Source organism: Providencia rustigianii, assembly GCF_900637755.1.
GTDB lineage: Bacteria > Pseudomonadota > Gammaproteobacteria > Enterobacterales > Enterobacteriaceae > Providencia > Providencia rustigianii.
Genome location: NZ_LR134396.1, coordinates 487,553 through 508,418, shown reverse-complemented (window position 1 = coordinate 508,418; position 20,866 = coordinate 487,553). Strand labels below are relative to the sequence as shown.

Here is a 20,866-nt window from a genome sequence, read left to right as displayed (position 1 = left end):
AGGAAATATAAAAATCTATATTTAAGATGATTTATAGATAAAAAAATAATTAAAAGTAAAAATTAAAGAATTTAAGTGAAATCATGACCAATAACTCACTATCAATAACTCCAAGAAAAATCACTGGTAGGATAAGTCTCAATTAAAATTTATCTCAAATAGTAACTAAAAATTTCAAAAAATGTTTCGCGTCGGTTAAATTTAAAACTCATTTTTTTTAAAAAAATGTAGCTATTAACAATATATTTAAAATAAAAATACTTTTCTCTACGAGAATATTTACCATTTATTTATTATCTTTTTTATTTATTAGCTAAAAACTGTTTTCTACTTAAAAAGAGTAGACTTTCTCTAATCATTTCAACCTCAACAGATACAAAAATTATGATAGACTGAGGAGAAATAAACATTTAAGCCTATCCTGTGGAGTCAAGTTAATGAAAAAAATGAGTGCAGATATGTTACTTGCAACAGCCAAACGTATTTGTGAGTCCAAAGGCGTTCGTTTGACCCCACAAAGAGAAACGGTATTACGTTTAATTGCTCAGCAGTCTCGGGCCATCAGTGCATATGACCTACTGGATTTATTGCGTGAAATAGAACCGCAGGCAAAGCCACCTACCGTTTATCGTGGTCTTGAATTTCTGATGGAACAAGGCTTTATCCACAAAATTGAATCAACCAACAGCTACATCGTCTGTCATCACGTTGATAATCCAAGCCATACTTCTGTAATGCTAATTTGCGATAACTGTGGGAATGTAACGGAAAGTGACGGCGTGGCAATTGAAGAAGCGATTATGGATTTAGCGGAAAAGCATCATTTTCATCTAAGGCATACCGTTGTTGAAAATCATGGCCTATGCAAAAATTGCTATGAAACTGCAATTTGCCAGGATCACGCACATTGCGGTCACGACCATCAGATACCGATAAATTTAAAAAAGAAGTAATAAAGAAGAGAAAAAAAGAGAAGTAACGTCTTTCTATATAAAGGAAGCTATATAGAAGAAGAGAAATTTAAAAACTATTGAGTCTGCTTCCAGACTCAATCATTCAACATCAATACCAATCACCGTTGCGAATAACCCCAACAGCCAAACCTTCAATGGTAAAATTCTGCTGACGTAAATCAACAATAATAGGTGCAAACTCTGGATTTTCTGCAATCAGCTCAACGCGATTACCCTGCTGCTTAAAGCGTTTTACGGTAACTTCATCTTCAATACGAGCAACAACAACCTGTCCATTATGGACATTCTGGGTTTTGTGTACTGCTAATAAATCACCGTCCATAATTCCAATATCTTTCATTGACATGCCATTCACGCGCAGTAAAAAATCCGCATGTGGTTTAAATAATTCTGGGTCAACGTGATAATGGCTTTCGATATGTTCTTCAGCGAGTAATGGTTCACCGGCAGCAACTCGGCCAATGAGAGGCAACCCAATATCATCATTAGATTCTTCTAAAAGCAGACGAATTCCTCTGGAAGCACCAGAGACAATTTCGATAACCCCTTTACGCGCTAAGGCCTTTAAATGTTCTTCTGCCGCATTAGGCGAACGAAAACCAAGGCTTGCTGCTATTTCAGCGCGAGTCGGTGGCATACCTGTCTGCGAAATGTGGTCACGCACCAGATTGTAAACCTGCTGTTGTCGAGCCGTCAGTGCTTTCATTCCATTCCCCTGTTTGTTTATACAGTCAAACTGTGAGTATATACAGGTAAATAGGGATTGGGAACCGTTAAATCACTCAATATCCGCATTTTTTACTGATATTTCTGTGTTTTCATCATTAAACGGCAAAATAACGTGACCATAAAATGGTTGCCCAAATAAACAGTGCTAAACCGATAGTCACAAAAACCGCTGCTGAACCAATATCTTTTGCCCGCCCAGAGAGTTCATGATATTCAGTCCCCACTCGGTCAACTACCGCTTCAATAGCGCTATTAATTAGCTCGACAATGGCAACAAGCACCACTGAGCCAATCAATAAAATCCGCTCTATTTGGCTAACATCCAAATAAAAAGCTATAATTATCGCTATGATAGCAGCAACTGCTTCCTGTCTAAACGCGGCTTCATTGACCCATGCAGCTTTTAAACCCTTAAGAGAGTATCCAGCTGCTTTAATAACGCGTGTAAATCCCTTGGTTTCACTTGCCATATTTTTTCCTTAAATTTCTAAACAATAATCAACTTTTGCGGTCAAAGTGAATTATCGATAACAGATCTGAACGCTGCTTTCTGGTATGATCACGCAGCATTTTTAACAAGAGGCTATAATCATTTATGTCACTATGGCGTAAAATATATTACAACATGTTGAATTTACCACTAAAATTATTGGTAAAAAGTAAACTAATTCCGTCAGACCCAATCGCAGAGCTGCAGCTTGATACTAACAAGCCAACTCTCTACGTATTGCCATACCATTCAAAGTCTGACTTGCTAACATTACGACACCAATGTTTAGCCATCGGTCTTCCTGATCCGCTGGTCGATAACGACATTAATGGAACAAAACTTCCAGCCTACGTCTTTATTGATGATGGTCCGAGAGTTTTTCGCTACTATTCACCAGATCCACGTAAAGAGTCAGTGAAAGTATTCCATGCGTATCTAGATTTACATAAGAATAACCCAAATCTTGATATCCAGATGCTACCGGCCTCCGTCATGTTCGGTCGTTCACCGGGTCGTGAAGGTCATAAGCCTGCACCACTGAAACTCCTAAATGGTGTTCAAAAATTCTTTGCTATCCTATGGTTAGGTCGTGATAGCTTCGTCCGTTTTTCACCCAGTATCTCATTGGGGAAAATGGCGCAAGAGCATGGTACAGATACGATTATTGCGAATAAACTCGCTCGAGTGGCTCGTATCCACTATTCCCGCCAGCGCTTGGCGGCCGTAGGACCTAAACTACCTGTTCGCTATGAGCTCTTCAATAAGCTTCTCGCTTCAAAAGCGATTGAAAAAGCCGTTGAAGATGAGGCCCGCAGCAAAAAAATTCCATTACAAAAAGCCCAGCAAAATGCAGTGGCGATGATGGAAGAAATTGCTGCCAACTTTTCTTACGAAGCTGTTCGTCTGAGTGACCGCGTACTTAGCTGGACTTGGAATCGCCTGTATCAAGGCATCAATGTTCAGCATGCAGAGCGCGTTCGCCAATTGGCTCAAGATGGTCATGAAATTGTGTATGTGCCATCTCACCGTAGTCATATGGACTATCTGTTGCTCTCGTATGTTCTGTATCACCAAGGGCTAGTTCCTCCACATATCGCAGCGGGGATCAACCTCAATTTCTGGCCAGCAGGTCCGATATTCCGCCGCCTTGGTGCATTCTTTATTCGCCGAACTTTCAAAGGTAATAAGCTTTACTCGACTATTTTTCGTGAGTATCTCAGTGAGTTATTTGCTCGCGGCTATTCCATTGAATACTTTGTCGAAGGTGGGCGCTCCCGCACAGGTCGCTTACTGCAACCGAAAACCGGTACTTTATCGATGACGTTGCAAGCCATGCTACGCGGGGATTCTCGCCCAATTACCATCGTGCCTATCTATATTGGCTATGAGCATGTTATGGAAGTAGGTACTTACGCCAAAGAATTACGCGGTGCGGAAAAAGAGAAAGAAGGCTTTATCTCGATGATCCGCGGTTTGCGTAAACTTCGCAATTTAGGTCAAGGTTATGTGAATTTCGGGCAACCTATTTCATTACCGCAATACTTAAATAATCGCGTACCTAATTGGCGTGAATCTATCGACCCTATTGAGCCTCAGCGTCCAAGTTGGTTAAACCCAACCGTGAGTAGCTTAGCAGATAACATTATGGTCAATATCAATAATGCTGCCGCCGCTAACGCAATCAACTTATGTGCGACAGCATTATTGGCATCACGTCAGCGCTCACTTACCCGTGAACAACTGATTGAACAAGTGGATTGCTACCTGCAATTACTGCGTAATGTGCCTTATACCGCAGATGCAACGACGCCAAATAAAACGGCTGAAGAGCTTCTCGAACATGCACTGCAAATGGATAAATTCGAAGTCGAAAAAGACAGCATGGGGGATATTATTATTCTGCCTCGCGAAAATGCCGTCTTGATGACTTACTATCGTAATAATATCCATCACTTACTGGTTCTACCATCACTGATTTCCAGTATTGTTCTGCATCATGAGCAAATTAGTCGCCAAGAAATCCACCAGCAGGTTGGGCTGATTTACCCATTCCTGAAAGCTGAGCTATTTATGCGTTATGACAATGATGCTCTGATCAGCACCGTGGACACCTTAATTGACGAGTTAAATAGCCAAAAACTGATCAGCTTGAAAGATGGCGATCGTGTGGCATTAAACCCACACCGTATCCGCCCACTGCAATTATTGGCGGCTGGCGTACGTGAAACCTTACAGCGCTATGCAATTACGCTGTCATTACTCAATGCTAGCCCAGAAGTCAGCCGTAATACTTTAGAAAAAGAGAGTCGCATGCTTGCCCAGCGTCTATCTGTTCTTCATGGTATTAATGCCCCTGAGTTCTTTGATAAAGCGGTCTTCTCAACACTGGTCGATACCCTGAAAGAAGAAGGTTATATCGATAATGATGAGACGGATATTTTTGCGACAAATGCGAAAAAACTGTATGCCGTGCTTGCTCGCTTAATGTCACCAGAGATTCGCTTAACTATTGAAAGTGTGAGCCAAACCGAGGAGCTTTCAGCACCAAAGGTAAGTTCAAAAGACACACTCAAAGATACCTCTAGCGAGTCAGAAGATAAGCAGGATTAACTGATTGAGTTGATTCTCTAACTGTAACAAAAAGGGGTAATGCCTAAGCATTACCCCTTTTTTATCGCATCTATTTTAGTGATTATAAATAGCTAATCACCATGCCAATAAACAGAATAAAACCCACATAGTTATTGTTCATAAATGCTTTGAAACAGGGTGCGCGTTCGCGATTAACCATCAATTGCTGTTGATACACAAACAAGGCTGACGTTAGTACCAGTGCGGCATAATAAACCATACCTAAATTTGCGAGAAACCCAATCACCACCAGTAATCCAACCATCACAACTTGCAGTAAACCAATGATCAGCTTGTCGTAATTTCCAAATAAAATTGCGGTCGATTTGATGCCAATTTTTAAGTCATCATTACGATCAACCATCGCATATTGGGTATCATAAATCACTGACCAAATAATATTGACCAAAAACAGTAGCCAACAAACAAGAGGTAAGGACTCACTTACTGCCGAAAACCCCATTGGAATCGACCACCCAAAAGCAGCACCCAACACAACTTGCGGTAGGTTACTGACTCGTTTAACAAAGGGGTAAATCCACGCTAATGCTAAACCCGCTACGGATAGCCAAATAGTCATCGAATTGAGTGTCAGGACTAATAAGAAGGAGAAGCCCACTAAACAAGCAAATAGGATTTTTGCTTCTTTTTCTGTGACGTCACCACTAGGCAAAGGCCGATGTTTGGTTCTTTCCACATGCCCGTCAAAATTACGGTCTGCAAAATCATTGATTACGCACCCAGCAGCGCGCATCAGAAATACGCCGGCTGTAAAGACGATCAAAAGGTGCAAACTAGGTGTGCCTTGAGCGGCAATCCACAGCGCCCAATACGTCGGCCACAGTAATAATAATGAACCAATGGGTCTATCAATACGCATTAAACGGCTGTATGCATGCCATTTACTTAGCGCCATACTTCCCTCCACGTTTTCGTGCTCCTTTACGCTTCTATTTTACCCATAAATGTCATTTGATTATGTTAGATAGTTATCTATATGCAGGTGATTCAGGTAAAAATATTTCAGTTAATAATAAGGGCTTTTGAGATAATCTCAGCAGAGAACGTCGCACCCAACGATCCGCACTGGTGCCAATATCAATATAATCTCGGGTAAGACTATCATGACTAAAAAGGTAACGCCCTAATGGCACACGACCAATGTCCACCAGTTTCTTATCATCATTGGTGAGGGTCTCTTCAGGGATCAATGTTCTACCAATCAACCACGGAATATTATCCCCATACATAATGACTTCTCGCAACCAGTAACGTTGACTTTCGGGTAAACGCTCGGCTTCATCAGCGCTCAGCATCTCTGGAGTGATATAGCGCTCTAAATAGGGAATTACTGTGACTTTTTGGCAATGCTGCTCGAACCGTTTAGTCATTGAACCACGCTCTTGCAGCCAATCTAGTACACTGTTAGGAACTGACTCATCATCCTCGTTTAGCCAATCAATGGGATGATGGGTAAAAATTGTTTCATGCATTCAATCTGATTCCACCATAGAACTTATGGTTACCTACTGCTTGCAATTCAATTGAGTTGAAAAGGTTTCCAGTCGTGTTCATCTTAATTCTTGGGCGATAGAATATCACGTTGTCATAGAGCAAGGTTAAAGATAGATAACAATTTATATAAAAATTCGTGAATTCAACACAATTTGTAAAATTTTTGTAAAATTTATTTTATTTATAATGAGTTAGCGAATTTTTTCTTTTTTATTAGGATCCTAACAGCCTGCTTAACACAGGCTGTTAATGGATTAAAAAACCAACATTAACGCCAGTTTTTATAGCAATTGATCAGCCCATTCGTCGAGCTATCATGACTATTTACTGAATCACTATTTTCCAATTCAGGTAAAATTCGGCTCGCTAATTGCTTACCTAATTCGACACCCCACTGGTCAAAAGTGAAAATATTTAAGATTGCCCCTTGGGTAAAGATTTTATGCTCATACATCGCAATCAATGCCCCTAAAGAGTATGGTGAAATCTCTTTCAGTAAGATGGAGTTGGTTGGGCGATTACCTTCAAAAACTTTATAAGGTGCAACATATTCCATCTCTTCAGCACTTTTACCTTGAGCGGCAAATTCAGCATCCACAACTTCACGGGTTTTACCAAAAGCTAATGCTTCAGTCTGAGCAAAGAAATTAGACAGTAGTTTGTCGTGATGGTCTCCCAATGGGTTATGGGTCACGGCTGGCGCAATAAAATCACATGGGATCATTTTAGTACCTTGGTGGATCAACTGGTAAAATGCATGTTGTCCATTGGTTCCCGGTTCGCCCCAGATAATTGGTCCTGTTTGATAAGTCACCGCCTTGCCATTACGGTCGATGTACTTGCCGTTAGATTCCATATTACCTTGTTGGAAATAGGCAGCAAAACGGTGCATATATTGATCGTATGGCAGAATCGCTTCAGTTTCTGAGCCGAAAAAATTGTTATACCAAATGCCAATCAGTGCTAATAATACTGGGATATTTGTTTCCAGTGGCGTTTGGCTGAAATGTTTATCCATCGCATGTGCACCGCTCAGTAACTGAACGAAATTATCATAACCAATAGATAAAATAATCGATAAACCAATTGCAGACCACAGAGAATAACGACCGCCTACCCAGTCCCAGAACTCGAACATATTGTTGGTATCGATACCAAATTTCGCCACTTGCTCACTGTTAGTGGATAACGCAACAAAGTGCTTGGCGATGTGTTTCTCATCTTTGGCAAACGTCATTAACCAATCACGAGCAGAATGCGCATTGGTCATGGTTTCTTGTGTAGTAAATGTTTTTGAAGCGATCAAAAATAGCGTTGTTTCTGGATTCAGCGTTTTCAACGTTTCTGCGATTTGTGTGCCATCAACGTTAGAAACAAAATGCATATTTAAATGGTTTTTATAAGGGCGTAATGCCTCAGTCACCATAAAAGGGCCTAAATCTGAACCACCAATCCCAATATTCACCACATCTGTAATGGCTTTACCGGTATAGCCTTTCCATTCACCACTAATGATGCGGGTACTGAATTGCTTCATTTTTTCCAGTACTGCATTCACTTCCGGCATCACATCTTTACCATCGACAAATATCGGAGTGTTATCACGGTTACGCAGTGCAGTATGTAATACAGCACGATCTTCAGTGCGGTTAATTTTTTCACCACTGAACAGACTTTTGATTGCATCTTCAAGTTCTGTCTCTTTGGCTAATGCCAAAAGTTTGTCCAATGTTTCTTGTGTAATACGGTTTTTGGAGAAATCCACTAAGATTTGGTCATCAAATGTGGCTGAAAATTTCGTAAAGCGCTGTGTATCTTGTGCAAACAAATCTCGCATATGCACATCTTTCATTTGTGCAAAATGCTGTTCTAGCGCCCGCCATGCTGCCGTTTGGCTTGGATTGATACTTTTCATGGATAACACTCCCAAAACGATTTCAAATTAAAATAGATTGTAACTCGTCGAGAAAACGAAGCTTATCGGTTTTCTGCGTTCTCATTATCTACTGCTGTTAGGCCTATTCTCCCAAACCTCGCCGCAACTGTCCTCAAAATTATTCATTCTGCAATAATTTAGTCAGATGAATAAGATCGACATTGAAAAAACCGATAATCTATTACTCATCATTAGAATTACTGATTTACCTCGATTCATCATTGACGATAAGTGCCAAACTGGATAAATCTATAAGTCCAACATATTTCAAGCTGTTGATGAGCGACTTATTCCGCAAGTTCCACATGAATTATATTGGGATCATAAATTATTTAAGGCAGGCTGTTTAATTAAAGGGATTGGGATCATGAATACAGTAGCTGACAGTCATCAGTTTGTTATCGCGAAATTTGGTGGAACTAGTGTCGCCAACTTTGAGGCTATGAACAAAAGTGCGGATATCGTACTGGCAAATAACCATGTTCGCGTTGTCGTACTCTCAGCCAGTGCGGGAGTGACTAACTTATTGATCGAGCTTGCGGAAGGTTGCGATACCGACAAACGCAACGAGCTACTGCAAAAAGTTAAACAGATCCAATATGACATTATAGATCATCTGCAAACCGCAAATGTGATCCGCGAAGAGATCGATAGATTACTGGAAAATATTGCCCACTTAGCTGATTCCGCATCCTTAGCCACATCCGATGCATTAACGGATGAGATGGTCAGTCACGGCGAAATTATGTCGACGCTATTATTTGTCGAAGTTCTGCGCCAGCGTAATAGCCATTCACAATGGTTTGATGTGCGTAAGGTCATGAGAACAAATGAACAGTTTGGTCGCGCGGAACCTGATCTCGAACAGCTTAAAGCGCTAGCCCAGCAACACTTACTGCCTCGTTTGCCTGATTCCGTTGTCATCACGCAAGGATTTATTGGTCGTGATGACAAAGGACGTACCACAACATTAGGTCGTGGCGGTAGTGACTACACCGCTGCACTATTGGCTGAAGTTTTAAATCTATCCCGAGTGGATATCTGGACTGATGTTCCAGGGATTTACTCCACCGACCCTCGTGTCGTGCCGAATGCACAGCGTATTGATGAAATCGCCTTTGATGAGGCCGCTGAAATGGCAACCTTTGGCGCGAAGATTTTGCATCCAGCCACCTTGTTGCCAGCTGTACGTGCGGGCATCCCAGTTTTTGTGGGATCGAGCAAAGCACCTGAAGCCGGTGGAACTATCGTCTGTGACCAAACCGTCAACCCACCACAATTTAGAGCGTTGGCACTGCGCCGCAAACAAACATTACTGACATTGCATAGTCTGAAAATGCTCCATGCCCGTGGTTTCTTAGCCGAGATTTTCACTATCTTATTGCGCCACAATATTTCAGTAGATTTGATTACGACATCAGAAGTCAGTGTAGCGCTAACCTTAGATACTACAGGGTCGACGGGCACCAATGGCAGCTTACTGACTAATGCATTAATGACGGAATTGTCTGCTCTGTGCCGTGTGGAGGTTGAAGAAAATCTCGCTCTAGTCGCGATTATTGGTAACCAGCTTTCTCAAGTTAATGGGTTAGGCAAACAAATCTTTGGCGTCTTAGAGTCATTTAATATTCGCATGATCAGTTATGGAGCCAGCAGCCACAATATCTGTTTATTAGTCCCCGGTGACGATGCAGAAGAGATTGTGCGTACTTTACACAGTAATTTATTTGAATAACGATGATTTAGGATGGATACGGGCAATGGCGTCATTGCCCGTTAAACATGTAACCGCAAGGAATGCTATTCCTGAAGATAAACTACCTATCGGCTTAAAAACGACGTAATTAGCCCATGAAACACTGACTCGCTGACACTCTGCTCTTCTCCGCTACGAATACTTGCAAAGCGCTTTACCGCCAGCTCTTCCGAATTAGCTTCTAGCTCTTCAAACTGACGTTGATAACCCGCTTGGAGAAGCGCTGAGACCCTCTCGGTATTTCTAACATCTAAAGCCACAACTTCATCGGATTTAGTAAAAAAACAATAAGTGCTCATGTAACACCTCATTTTTCATACTCAGTAACGACTACTTTAATGACATTAATCTAATGGAGACAATTACAATAAATGTTCAACGACTTTCTAGTTTATAAAACTATACTTCATTATGAAAATAAATTTAACGTATATCCTTAAGCCATAATTTATGGATAGTCTTATTTCATCAAAGGTTATTACGGATTTATTCTAAAAAACGCCTCAGAAAATATCAAAGAAAGATATTTACAAATGACATCAAAATGATATTTATAGGCGGTTAATAAGAAATCAAATAATGAATTTATGGATTGGAAGCCAGCAATTTTAATATTACTGCTGGCTTAGGATGATTATGTTATTGATTAATGAACTAATTGAGTAGATACGGAATTTTTCACACTTTCTGTGTACTGCAACATACTTCCTTTAGTGGCGCTCTCTTCTTGCAATAATTTGAGATTATTTTTGGCCGTGATATTTCCCAACGCATCCGCTCGCTCAAACCACATAATCGCCCGGAAAATATTTTTAGTGCCACCTTCCCCTCTGGCATACATCACCCCAAGGTTATTCTGTGCATCACTATTTTCTTTAAATGCGGCGGTTTCAAGAAGTTCACGCGCTTTTTGACTATCTTGAGCAACCCCAGTTCCTGTGAGGTAAAAAATCGCTAACTGATTTTTTGCCTCCATGTTGTCCTTTTCAGTCATTTGTAGCCATTTAACAATCTGCTGAATATCCACATTTTTTAACTGACCAGAAAGGTATAAATCTGCCATTTTTAATTGAGCGGCAGTAATGTCTGATTCTGCCAACTCCATATACCATTGGATCGCTTTAGCCATGTCTTGCTTGACACCGCCTAAGCCTTTTTCATAAAACTCAGCAACTCTCATTGCCGCCTCTGCAGATTCATTATCTGCTGCCAACTGATACCATGCGAAAGCTTCAGCCAAATCTTGCCCGACGCCATCGCCTTTTTCATAGGCTTGCCCTAATGCATATTGAGCCCCTAGCTCTCCTTGATTCGCCGCTCGCTTATACCAGTAGACCGCTTGATAGCTATTTTTTTCTATTAATGGATGACCTTTTTGGTAAAAGTCTCCCATGTTTTTTTGAGCTATTGATGACCCCATATTCGCTGCTTCGCGATACAAATAAATGGCAGACTCATCGTCTTTTTCCATACCCTCGCCATTTTCATACATCACAGCAAGGTTATTGACCGCGGAAGCGACTCCATTTTGAGCGCTACGCTCATACCACGTATAGGCTTTAGCATAGTCAACATCGCCCCCTAAGCCATCGTGATAAAATAAACCGATAGCAAACTGAGCATATTCTTGATCTTGTTCTGCGGCTTCAAAATACCACGCCCGCGCCTGCTTATAATCTTTTGGTACACCAAGACCGCGTTCGTACAGGTATCCCATGGCATATTGGCAGTAAGCATCCCCTTTCTCTGCGCACTTACGATACCAATTTGAAGCTTGCTCATAGTCATTTTTACGCTGAGCTAACATACCAATATAATAATCACCATCTGTACTATTTAAATCAGAGGCTTTCTTGAACCAGTAATACGCTTTTTTCTCATCGGCCTCTAGAAACTCTGCACCATCTAAATAAGCCACACCCACATCGATCATCGCGTCGATTTTTCCATTATTAGCTTCTTTAATTCTATTTTGAAAATCAACAGGAAGATGGCTTTGATCTATTTGCTCTGTCACTTTGGGTAATGGTTCAACCACTACAGCATCCGTTTGTGGCGCTAAAACAACAGGTAAGATCGTTGATGAGGAAGGTATTGATGACGATGCCGCTGAGAGTTTCTCATTCGTCATATTTATCTCTACAGACTCTGCATTAACATAAGGAATATAAATAGCGCAGATACCGAATAATAGAGAAGGCAATTTCATGACATTTACTCACAGCTTGGCATTGACCAGAGCTATATAAGATATCATTACCATACAAAAATCATAAGGACTATAAGCAGAAAATAATCAATTGAAGGGTTATTTTAAGAAAATAATTTGGGTGACCATCATCATTGGTCATAAAATGAACTGATCACCCAAGGATTAATAATTGTATTGTCTGAACGAGATATTTAATTAACTCTATATCCGCCATGCTTGCTGGCAAATAAATTAAATTTACCCCATTCAATTAATAATAATTCTAATTTTGGATGGCTCATTTTACACAGAGTCGATATTTGAGAAACCACAAAATGGTTTTCACTCACCAACTCCACAGAAAATACTTCAGCAATTAATGCACACTCTTTTGCTGTCACTAACCAACCATCATTTGTAGCAAATTTATGGACAGGCACCATTCCGTCTTTAGGACTTTCTTGGGACAATAACTTGTCTTCATCCTGTTGAGCTTGATGAAAAGCAGCAATTTCTTCTTCCGAAGGCACCGGCTCGACGCTTTCCTGATTTTCTAAGAAAAGATAAACTTCTTCTGCTCGAGCAGGGGTAAGTTCGCTTTTCAACCAAATCCGATTAAAACAATGTTCCGTCAATGAATCATCAGTATCCAATTTATCCATGATTTGTAAAATACTCATCATGGCGCTCACTGCGTTTTCACTCATCATAAAGGTATCTGGCGCAGCATTATTTTGGATCTGATAAGGATAAACTACCGATGATGGCAGTTTTCCTTCAATTATAAATTCATAGCTCATCATTTGCTCCCAATAAATATACTACCTATAAGATGGAGGCGAATGATTTAAAAATCAATCCTCTGGATCATATCCTAAGTTAGGCGCTAACCAACGTTCTAATTCCGCGATACTCATTCCCTTACGCTTCGCATAATCTTCGATTTGATCTTTTTGTACCTGAGCAACTGCAAAATATTTACTATCAGGATGGCTAAAATACCAGCCTGATACGGATGCCCCCGGCCACATTGCGTAAGAACTGGTGAGCTGCATACCAATGTTCTCTTCAACGTTCAGTAGTTGCCAGATTTTTTCCTTTTCAGTATGTTCTGGGCAAGCTGCATAACCTGGAGCAGGACGGATCCCTTGATAATTTTCACGGATCAACTCTTCATTACTTAAGCTTTCTTCTGCCGCATAACCCCAATAGTGGATGCGCACTTGCTGATGAAGATATTCCGCAAAGGCCTCAGCTAAACGATCCGCCAGCGCTTTGAGCATGATTTTGTTGTAATCATCATGAGCATTTTCATATTGTTCAGCCAACGCATCTTCTTCTAACCCCCCCGTAACCGCAAATGCGCCAATATAGTCCGCTTTTCCGCTCTCTTTTGGTGCAACAAAATCCGATAAACAATAGTTTGGAAAATCAGTTTTTAAGGTTTGTTGGCGTAAATTCAAGGAAACTGCTTTCACACAATCACGGGCAGATGATGCGTAGATCGCTATATCGTCTTGTACTCGGTTAGCAGGGAAAATACCAAAAATACCTCTTGGCGTAAGCAATTTCTGGCGATCGAGTTCATCCAACATGGCATTCGCATCTGCCAAGACTCTGCGCGCCTCTTCACCAACTACCTCATCTTGTAAAATACGTGGGTACTTACCTGCCAGCGACCACGTCATAAAGAATGGTGTCCAATCGATATACTCACGCAGCGTCTCAATAGAAGCCGTGACTTCTTGCACACCTAAAAACTTCGGCGTAGGTGGTTGATAGTTATCCCAATCGATTTTTACACCATTTGCTCGGGCGACTTCTAACTCAACGGGTGGCGTTCTTGGTTTTTTACGTGCATATTGCTGGCGCACGGTTTCATATTCACGGCGGGTACGCGCCACAAATTCCTCTTTTTGGGTATCCGACAGTAAAGCGGCAACAACACCGACGGTACGCGAGGCGTTTTGTACGTATGTCGTCGGGCCAGAATAGTTTTGCTCAATTTTTACCGCGGTATGCGCTTTTGAGGTTGTCGCGCCACCAATTAATAGTGGCAGCGTAAATCCTTGCCTTTCCATCTCTTTCGCCACATGCACCATTTCATCAAGAGATGGAGTAATTAATCCTGATAATCCAATGATATCCACATTTCTTTCACGGGCTGTTTTTAAGATTGTTTCGCAAGGCACCATCACGCCTAAATCAATGATTTCATAGTTATTACACTGCAAAACCACACCGACAATATTTTTGCCGATATCGTGAACATCGCCTTTAACCGTGGCAAGCAACACTTTTCCAGCACTACTTCCCGACTGTTTTAGCTCTTGAATATAAGGCTCTAGGTAAGCAACCGCCTGTTTCATGACTCGCGCAGATTTCACTACTTGCGGTAAAAACATTTTCCCGTCACTAAACAGATCGCCAACCACATTCATTCCGTTCATTAACGGGCCTTCGATGACTTCAATTGGACTCGCGGCACGTTGACGAGTTTCTTCCGTATCCTGAATAATAAATTCGGTGATCCCTTTAACCAAAGAATATTCTAAGCGCTTCTCTACTTCCCAATTGCGCCACTCCGCTTGTTGGACTTGCTGCTCTTGCCCGCCCGTTCCACGGTATTTTTCCGCGAGGTCTAACAGACGTTCAGTGCCATCTTCTCGACGATTAAGGATCACATCCTCTACCGCATCTTTTAACTCTGCGGGAAGATCATCATAAATCGCCAACTGTCCCGCATTCACTATCCCCATGTCCATCCCATTACGGATCGCATAGTATAAAAATACCGCATGGATCGCTTCGCGCACGGGATCATTTCCGCGAAATGAGAAAGATACGTTAGAGACACCACCAGAAATCAGTGCATGAGGAAGCTGCTGTTTGATGTCTTTACACACCTCAATAAAATCAACAGCATAATTATTATGTTCTTCAATTCCGGTTGCGACAGCAAAAATATTTGGATCGAAAATAATATCTTCTGGCGGAAAACCGACCGTTTCAGTGAGGATTTGGTAAGCCCGACGGCAAATTTCGATTTTACGTTCTCGGGTATCTGCCTGACCTACCTCATCAAATGCCATGACTACCATTGCGGCACCGTATTTACGGACTAATTTGGCATGCTCAATAAAGGTATCCACACCTTCTTTCATAGAGATTGAGTTTACGATCCCCTTACCTTGAATACATTTCAGGCCATCTTCAATCACACTCCATTTCGAGGAGTCGATCATAATCGGCACACGGGCAATATCGGGTTCACCGGCGATCAAATTAAGGAAACGCACCATGGCGGCATGGGAATCTAACATCCCCTCATCCATGTTGATGTCGATAATTTGCGCCCCACTTTCCACTTGCTGACGCGCAATATCTAACGCTTCTTGGTAGTTTTCTTCTTTAATTAAGCGCTTAAATTTAGCCGAGCCAGTGACGTTTGTGCGTTCGCCTACGTTAACAAACAAAGACTGAGCACCAATATTCAGTGGTTCTAAACCGGAAAGACGACATTCCACGGGTAATTTAGGCAATGGACGAGGTTTGATACCCTCAACGGCTTCCGCCATTTTTTGAATATGAAGCGGCGTTGTCCCACAGCAGCCACCAACAATATTCAAGAAACCCGCTTCCGCCCATTCACGAATTTGCTGCGCCATGTTTTGTGCATCAAGATCATATTCCCCGAAGGCATTTGGTAGCCCTGCGTTAGGATGAGCACTCACATAGCAATCCGATATTCTCGATAGTTCGGCAATATATTGGCGTAATTCATCGGGACCTAAAGCGCAGTTCAAGCCAAAAGATAGCGGCTGAGAGTGACGCAATGAGTTATAAAATGCTTCCGTGGTTTGCCCCGATAATGTCCGGCCGGAGGCATCAGTGATCGTCCCTGAGATCATCACTGGCAAATGAGTCCCTAACGCTTCAAATTCCGTTTCTACCGCAAAGATCGCCGCTTTGGCATTCAGTGTGTCAAAAATGGTTTCGATCATGATCAAGTCGGCACCGCCCTTGATCAATGCGCGAGTAGATTCGCGATAAGCTTCCACCAGCCGATCAAATGTCACATTTCGAAATGCGGGATCATTAACATCTGGAGAAATCGATGCAGTACGGTTTGTTGGACCTAAAACACCCGCAACATAACGTGGTTTTTCAGGGGTTTTACGGCTCCATTCATCCGCACATTCTCGAGCAATTCGTGCTGCCACTTCGTTGATTTCAGCAGAAAGGGATTCCATTTTGTAATCCGCCATCGCTATCGTCGTGGAGTTGAATGTGTTGGTTTCGATAATGTCAGCACCCGCCGCAAAATATTGATGATGAATATCGCGAATAATATCAGGCTGGGTAAGGACGAGTAGGTCGTTGTTGCCTTTTACATCACTGGGCCAATCGGCAAAACGTTCCCCACGAAATTGTTCTTCTGTGAGTTTATGGCGTTGGATCATGGTGCCCATTGCGCCGTCTAGGACTAAAATTCGGTTTTTTAATTGTTGTTCTAATTGATTTTTCTTGCTGGACACTGCACTGTCCTCCTGAAAGTTAAAATCCTTCGACTCAATAAGCTCTAGAGTGTCAACGACCTGATGATTAATTGAATTAGAAATAAGTTAAATTTGTATAAATCACATCCTACCATAACTTATTGCCATAAAATGTTTGCTTATGATGAGACTTTTTCAGGTTGTTGCAGATCTAACTTTTCACTGATCCGATGAGTATTTTGCAGTGAAATCATTCATAATAGAAACGAATATTCATTCCTGTCAGGAGACACTAATGGCGGCTTCACCAATTACTAAAAAAATAAAGAAGGCAAAAGGTCCCGCTAGCGGTGCCACGGCAGCCGGACAAGTCCAATCTTTAAGTCGCGGGCTGACACTTTTGGAATATATTTCTGAATCTACTGGGGGGATCGCCTTAACTGACCTCGCATTACAAGCCGGGCTTCCTAACTCCACAACCCACCGTTTGTTAATGACGCTTGAACAGCATGGTTTTGTGCGCCAAACAGGGGATCTCGGTTTGTGGGTCATCGCTTCCCATGCATTTATCATCGGCAGTAGCTTCCTTGAGAGCCGTAATTTATTAGCCTTAGTACACCCGATATTACGCCGATTAATGGATGAATCAGGGGAAACGGTTAATTTAGCGATTTTAGACTACACCGAATACGATGCGGTTATTGTTGATCAAGTACAGTGTAATGCATTAATGCGAATGTCTGCGCCGATTGGCGGGAAATTACCATTGCATGCTTCTGGAGCCGGAAAAGCCTTTATTGCCAATCTTCCTGAAGATCAATTAATTCCATTACTCAGTAAAAAAGGTCTCCACAGCTATACGCCACACACACTGACTAATCCATCTGCGCTCAAAGAGAATCTACAACAAGCTAAAAAACAGGGATTTTCTTATGATGATGAAGAGCATGCACTAGGATTGAGATGTATCGGTGCGTGTATTTATGATGAGCATAAGGAAGCATTTGCTGCGATTTCGATTTCAGGACCGCTATCGCGGATCACTGACGATCGTATTACGGAATTAGGCGCGATGGTGATCAAAGCCGCTAAAGAGATCAGCCATGAGTATGGTGCAAACCGCTAAGGCTGACTAAACAGTGCGGGATCCCCCGCACTCGACATCTTAATCACCTTGCTGATTAGATGAATTATCCGGTTTATTCGACTTCAAAACGTGCATAAATTTCGGCATATCGCGATATTTTTCAATCAGTGCCAAAGCAATTGCTTCAGTTTCTGCATCGGCTAACCCATCAATATCTCTTGGGCGAAAATGCAATTGAAATGCCCGCAGCGTTCTTTTAGTTTCTGCATCTAGCTTACCCGTTTGCGGTATCCCTGCGTACCCATAAAATTTCAAAGCTTTTTGCAGACGCAAAACATTCGCAGGCGCGTTAACCTGACGTCCAGCTAAATGCTTTGTCACCGTTTGTGGATCTGGCCATGCACCAATGCCATGCAATGCTAATGCTTGCCATGGAAATGCTCGCCCAGGATCTTGCTTACGTAATGGCGCAATATCACTATGTCCAATCACATTTTCAGGCGGGATACCATAGCGCTGCATAATATCACTGAGTAATGGAATTAGAGCATCAATCTGGGAATCATTGAAAGGTTGCCAAATATCCTGACCATTTTTTCTCACTAAGCCTTCATTAACGATTTCAATGCCTATCGAATTGTCATTCAGACTATGATGATATTGCCAACGGCTATCTCCCGCATGCCAAGCTTTCAAACGCTCAGGAACGAGTTGTAAAATAACAGGCTGTCCATTTTTTTGTTCAGGCTGGCTCGGGATAAGATAGTGGGAACTCACCTTTCCTTTGGTCAAAATCTTAATCGAATGGGCATCATCAGAAACCGTGTAGTGCAAAACAATATACTGAATGCGCTCACTGGTATTCCGTGATGGGTGGCTTTGGTCTAGGAAGTAACCCGTTTTTGACGGTGTTGTTGAACAGCCAACGAGTAGGAATATAATAGATATCCATATCGCCCTATACATTTGAAATGACCCTTATTCCATCTTGAATTGTCGCTCATTTAATCACACCGCTATCGATAACACTATCAAAACGTCTCTCAATAGCGGTATTAAATATAAACAAAATTTATAATAAATGATGAAATAGGATTATCAGAAATAGAGAAAATAAAAACATTTTAGTGAAATATTTTAACCTAATAGTGTTTTTATTTACTTTATTAGTTCAACCAATAAACTCATTATATTATTACGATTAATAATATAATTAATTTTCACTATAAAAAATCACATTAATGCTATCGTAGTATATTTTAACATTAAAACTATTTGATTATTATACCGCTTATGCGGCAATTTCTCTTTCCCATTCAAATTGTTTTATTATCATTTTTGTGATCTCGTTAATATCAATATCCAAAAATATCGCTATTTCGATTAATTTATCTAAACTAAGTTTATTAATGCCGAGTTCATAACGAGATATTTGCTGCTGACTTAATTGAATAATTCCGGCTAGCTCTTGTCCAGACAACCCTTTACTTACTCGTGCTTTGCGTAAATGGTTACCTAATACTGCATAGATATTTTGTTTTCCCACTACGTACATATTTACCCCTTATATAAGTAAAAATTAACTCTTTCAATTATTATAAAAATAATTCATCCATTTTGAAATAGTTATAAACAATTGAAAGTATATTAATTGATAGGGAATAAGGTGAATAGTAAATAATTAAAATGTCTCTTTAGCTTGTCTAATTTGTAATTCATTGCTTTTTAATATTTTTCTCATTCCATAAACACTAAAATTCATATTTAACCTCTTAGTTTTAATTTTGTGTTTTTAATAAAATTTTACAATTTCATTAGTTCCAGAAATGATTCGTAACTAAAAACTTCTTTAAAATGAAGTTTAATTTTTATAAATTAATTTATATCAGTGATCTAACCTACAATGTTACAAAAATTATAGCTCTAAACTTCAATCTTCTATGGTCGAGCATGATTATCTAAAGACTAAAATTCCCTCTTTTCCTTTCAAATATTGCGAAAGCTCAGTATCAATAACTTGAAAGTTTTTGTGCTGTGAAGACGCATGCCGAAACAGGATTTTATTATTTTCACGGATCACAATCCCTACATGGGTAACATCGAGTCCGGAAGACGGTGAATAAATACCAATATAATCCCCGGTTTTTAACTGCGATAATACTCGATGGTCAATAAATCTTACCGGAATATAATGAATAACCCGTGATTTACTGTCTAAACTTGAAATATACTTCCCTCCATTTTCTTTTAAATTCAATTGTTTATTTACAGATATTGTATGAGGGCTAAGCTGACTAGTAATATCATCTACTAGGCGATCATGCTCCTGGGACCAATCAGTAAAAAAATGGCGGCGACTATCGAAAGCGACCTTGGCATCGATATAACGTACTTTCTCTAAATGCTGGGAGAACTGCTCAAGGTTATCTGCATGCTTAAAAGCTTCGCTATATTCAATGAATGTCATACAGTCCATCGCTTTTAAATCAATAACTAATCTCTCCGGTAATAATGGATTCATATTCAATGTACGATTGTTATAAGGCGTTCCTAACAAGATTGTAGTCGCATTAATAACCTTCTGTTCTGTACTCTGGTTCTGCCCAGCTGAAATGACATTTTCTAATAGTTTATAAGAGCCCGCGGTGAGCACCACTTCATTCAACTCATTGGATTGAATGCTCCCTGAATAAAGTAGGAATGAGACAAAAAATAGCCCGATACGCTTTATCGATTTCAGTATGCTCATACATTTCCTACTCAAAATACCATCATGATTTCAGTGAATAAGCTCATTATAGCCATTATTTATCCACCTCAATGGATAAATGTTCGCGACTAATCTCAAAAGCCCCCAAGCTGTTTGTTTTTGACACAGATCACAGATAAGTGGAAATATTCAATTTGATCATTGCAACCCATGTATTTTCATTGAACAATGTTACCGGTAACATATAAAGTAACAAAAAGTGGTCTATGCCATAACGAGAATTGGTAAGAATCAATAAAAAACACTTAATACAAGCGTATAGAAACAATACTGCCTGCATTGTGGAGC

Annotated in this window: 16 protein-coding genes; 4 read left to right on the top strand and 12 right to left on the bottom strand. The window is 40.7% G+C overall.

Going from position 1 to position 20,866, the window contains the following annotated elements; genetic code table 11:
* Positions 1-437: 437 nt before the first annotated feature.
* The gene (gene zur / locus EL244_RS02295) at positions 438-953 is read left to right on the top strand and encodes a zinc uptake transcriptional repressor Zur (protein WP_006816062.1); all 516 of its coding nucleotides are present in this window, start codon (positions 438-440) and stop codon (positions 951-953) included.
* Positions 954-1,062: 109 nt separating this feature from the next.
* On the opposite strand, the gene lexA is transcribed toward zur, so the two are convergent.
* Together lexA and EL244_RS02285 are read right to left on the bottom strand one after the other, a co-directional pair.
* Positions 1,063-1,680 (bottom strand): transcriptional repressor LexA, encoded by a 618-nt coding sequence (gene lexA / locus EL244_RS02290; protein ID WP_126458426.1) that lies wholly within the window; start codon positions 1,678-1,680, stop codon positions 1,063-1,065.
* A 118-nt stretch (positions 1,681-1,798) separates the two neighbouring features.
* Complete coding sequence (locus EL244_RS02285; RefSeq protein ID WP_126458423.1) at positions 1,799-2,173, bottom strand: diacylglycerol kinase; 375 nt, start codon at positions 2,171-2,173, stop codon at positions 1,799-1,801.
* A 125-nt stretch (positions 2,174-2,298) separates the two neighbouring features.
* Here EL244_RS02285 and plsB point away from each other — a divergent pair, with 125 nt between their 5' ends.
* On the top strand, positions 2,299-4,803 hold the full coding sequence (gene plsB, locus EL244_RS02280) for a glycerol-3-phosphate 1-O-acyltransferase PlsB (RefSeq protein ID WP_126458420.1): 2,505 nt from the start codon (positions 2,299-2,301) through the stop codon (positions 4,801-4,803).
* A gap of 82 nt (positions 4,804-4,885) precedes the next feature.
* Here the strand turns inward: plsB and ubiA are convergent, their stop codons facing one another.
* The 3 genes from ubiA to pgi form a co-directional block, all read right to left on the bottom strand.
* Positions 4,886-5,740: a 4-hydroxybenzoate octaprenyltransferase gene (gene ubiA, locus EL244_RS02275; RefSeq protein WP_115163912.1), complete on the bottom strand. Its 855-nt coding sequence runs from the start codon at positions 5,738-5,740 to the stop codon at positions 4,886-4,888.
* A gap of 73 nt (positions 5,741-5,813) precedes the next feature.
* Positions 5,814-6,317, bottom strand: coding sequence for a chorismate lyase (gene ubiC, locus EL244_RS02270; protein WP_006816067.1), 504 nt, complete (start codon positions 6,315-6,317; stop codon positions 5,814-5,816).
* Between the two features lie 290 nt (positions 6,318-6,607).
* The gene (gene pgi / locus EL244_RS02265; RefSeq protein ID WP_126458416.1) at positions 6,608-8,254 is read right to left on the bottom strand and encodes a glucose-6-phosphate isomerase; all 1,647 of its coding nucleotides are present in this window, start codon (positions 8,252-8,254) and stop codon (positions 6,608-6,610) included.
* Between the two features lie 388 nt (positions 8,255-8,642).
* Here pgi and lysC point away from each other — a divergent pair, with 388 nt between their 5' ends.
* Entirely contained in the window at positions 8,643-10,010 is a 1,368-nt protein-coding gene (gene lysC / locus EL244_RS02260) for a lysine-sensitive aspartokinase 3 (RefSeq protein ID WP_126458414.1), read from the top strand.
* An 86-nt stretch (positions 10,011-10,096) separates the two neighbouring features.
* On the opposite strand, the gene EL244_RS02255 is transcribed toward lysC, so the two are convergent.
* The 4 genes from EL244_RS02255 to metH all read right to left on the bottom strand — a co-directional run bounded on the left by EL244_RS02255 (position 10,097) and on the right by metH (position 16,760).
* Complete coding sequence (locus tag EL244_RS02255) at positions 10,097-10,330, bottom strand: hypothetical protein (RefSeq protein WP_006816070.1); 234 nt, start codon at positions 10,328-10,330, stop codon at positions 10,097-10,099.
* Between the two features lie 347 nt (positions 10,331-10,677).
* Entirely contained in the window at positions 10,678-12,240 is a 1,563-nt protein-coding gene (locus tag EL244_RS02250; RefSeq protein WP_126458411.1) for an SEL1-like repeat protein, read from the bottom strand.
* 194 nt (positions 12,241-12,434) lie between these two features.
* Positions 12,435-13,025, bottom strand: coding sequence for a hypothetical protein (locus EL244_RS02245; RefSeq protein ID WP_172597493.1), 591 nt, complete (start codon positions 13,023-13,025; stop codon positions 12,435-12,437).
* A 51-nt stretch (positions 13,026-13,076) separates the two neighbouring features.
* A complete protein-coding gene (gene metH, locus EL244_RS02240; protein ID WP_126458394.1) occupies positions 13,077-16,760 on the bottom strand; it encodes a methionine synthase in 3,684 nt (1,227 codons plus the stop codon).
* A gap of 256 nt (positions 16,761-17,016) precedes the next feature.
* Between metH and iclR the strand changes: the two genes are divergently transcribed.
* A complete protein-coding gene (iclR, locus tag EL244_RS02235; protein ID WP_006816074.1) occupies positions 17,017-17,847 on the top strand; it encodes a glyoxylate bypass operon transcriptional repressor IclR in 831 nt (276 codons plus the stop codon).
* A 39-nt stretch (positions 17,848-17,886) separates the two neighbouring features.
* Here the strand turns inward: iclR and EL244_RS02230 are convergent, their stop codons facing one another.
* From EL244_RS02230 to EL244_RS02220, 3 genes are all read right to left on the bottom strand, one after another.
* Entirely contained in the window at positions 17,887-18,774 is an 888-nt protein-coding gene (locus EL244_RS02230) for an N-acetylmuramoyl-L-alanine amidase (RefSeq protein WP_006816085.1), read from the bottom strand.
* 325 nt (positions 18,775-19,099) lie between these two features.
* Positions 19,100-19,363, bottom strand: coding sequence for a helix-turn-helix domain-containing protein (locus EL244_RS02225; protein WP_006816086.1), 264 nt, complete (start codon positions 19,361-19,363; stop codon positions 19,100-19,102).
* Positions 19,364-19,762: 399 nt separating this feature from the next.
* On the bottom strand, positions 19,763-20,557 hold the full coding sequence (locus EL244_RS02220; protein WP_126458391.1) for an N-acetylmuramoyl-L-alanine amidase-like domain-containing protein: 795 nt from the start codon (positions 20,555-20,557) through the stop codon (positions 19,763-19,765).
* Positions 20,558-20,866: the final 309 nt, after the last annotated feature.